Here is a 2,053-nt window from a genome sequence, read left to right on the forward strand (position 1 = left end):
CCCGTTTGGTGGTCTCCATGCTCATCATGTCAGAAGATGCCAAATCGGACCGCCCCCAGGTGGCGGCAATCGGGTGTCGCTGCATGAATTCCAGCACAGCCTGGCAGGCCTGGCTCAGACGCCGTTCGTCCCGCGCCCAGCGCATGGCCTGGCGAATGCTGGTGGCAGACAATTGCGGAATCATGCGCGCGCATTCGACCGCAGTCAGACTGGTGCCGTGGGCCATGATGCCGGCATAGACCATCAGCAGCTCGTCGGTAGAGCGCGGCTCACGTCCGAGCATGATCCAGCTAAAGCGCACCTGGGCGTCAACGGCCAGAATCACTTCCGGCAATTGAACCTCACCGATGCGGTGATCCAAAGCCGCGCGCAGCTTGGTCACTTCTGGGTCTTCGTCCTCTGCGGGCAATGGCGACAAATGGAGTTCATCATCCACGCGCAGTACGCCACTGCGGGCTGCAGCGGCCACCGCATCGACACCGGCAGTTACTCTGGCCAGCAAAGGCTTCAAGAAAGTGGCAGCCTTGCTGGGTAACGATAGACGGGCATAGTGTTTCTTGGACTCTGCCTGCCAACGCTCGTCCGTGAAGAACAAGCGCGCACGACCCCGAAAGCTCAGGCTGTGCTCAATCCAGACCGAGCCATTGCGCACCGCGCGGCGCAGGGCAAACAGGGTGGCCACCTCCAACGCCTGAAACGCCCGTTCCCGGTCTGGGCTGGAGATCGAAACCTGCCAGATCATTCCCAGACTTGGTGCCACCACTTCAACTGGCAGCTTTCTGGATCCTTTGAGATATAAAGCTTGCAGCTTGGCAAGGTACTCGATGGCAGGATGCTCGCCGGTGGCCTGCCAGGGCAGCTTTGCAATGGCGACGAGCAACGACCGCACGGGGCGAATTCCATCAATCAATCCCTCGCGGACCAGGGAGGCCCTGCTCGGTGGTTTGCGTTTCTGGGTTTCGGTGATCAAGGCTTCAAGACGGGCACGCAACTCAGCATCTGGCACCGCACCTTGCGCGCTCAAGGCAACAAGTTCGCCGAGCAGCGTTTTGTACATTGCGGCCCAATTGACGGTAGCGGGGACATCGGCGGCAGCCTGACGCCACAGATCGGCGATCCGGCGCTGCACCATAAGGATCAACTGGTCTGTGGTGGTGAACAGGCAATACCGAAGAAAGCATGCGACCTCCACGGTGCGCGCTGGCTCTTTGATCTTGGCTCCGGCTGAGGGCGGCCTGGAGACAAGTCGGCGCGCGTAGCGGCGCAAGATGAGATCGGGGATGTCTGCCAGGTGCTTATGAACGTCCAGCGTGTAAAGCAGGTCGATGCGCTCCAGTACCTCGCTGATTTGGCGGGTTGAGTGTTTCGCCGGTGCAGCCCATAGCCAACTCTGCTGGGTTTGTCCATCTGGGCGCAGCTCTGAAACTGAGGCTCGCCAGCGATCAAGTGTTGCTGGATCAACGCTGGCGGCGATGGCGGTGCCTGTTTCAACTTCAAGCTGGGCAAGTGCCGCCGCAATCAGTGTCCGAATTGCCCGCTCGTGCACGATCACCAGCTTGTTCTTGTACAGCCATTGACGCGCCCGCACGAGTAGCTGATCGCGGTCGGCGCAGCGCGCCACTTCGTCGCGCAGTTCACGTACCAGTGAGCGGCGCTGGTGCTCGCTCATCCACTGGAATCCAAGGACCGTGCAGGCTACTTGTTGGTGATCGAATAGCGTGCGCCCGCGTTCATACATGGCTCTCAGCGAGGCGACTTCTGGTGCTGCAATGCCAAGCTCGTTGCCAAGGTGGCGCCACAAGGCTACTGGAATTACCCGAAAGGCACCGAGCAAACGCCCACTCATGCGCAGGAAACCAATATGGAGCGCCAGACCAAGCTTGTGGGAATCACCTCGGCGTGCATTGATTGCGTCGCGCTCGGCACCATCGAAGGTGAAAAATGCCTTCATCTCGAAGTCGCTGATATCGCGGGGGAGCCCACGCATCCCCAAAAACGTTGTGTGCCAACCCTGCATCGTGAACCTCAAAAGTGGGAGGCCACCATACCCGTT

At 60.1% G+C, this 2,053-nt stretch carries 1 protein-coding gene; it reads right to left on the minus strand.

The annotated features are described in order from the left end of the window. Positions 1 to 2,017, minus strand: a 2,017-nt coding sequence (locus JAO85_RS25430) for a Tn3-like element IS1071 family transposase (protein ID WP_202789295.1), incomplete at its 3' end; no start/stop codon positions are given. Between the last annotated feature and the right edge of the window lie 36 nt (positions 2,018 to 2,053).

Source organism: Comamonas sp. NyZ500, assembly GCF_016772095.1.
Classification (GTDB): domain Bacteria; phylum Pseudomonadota; class Gammaproteobacteria; order Burkholderiales; family Burkholderiaceae_C; genus Comamonas; species Comamonas thiooxydans.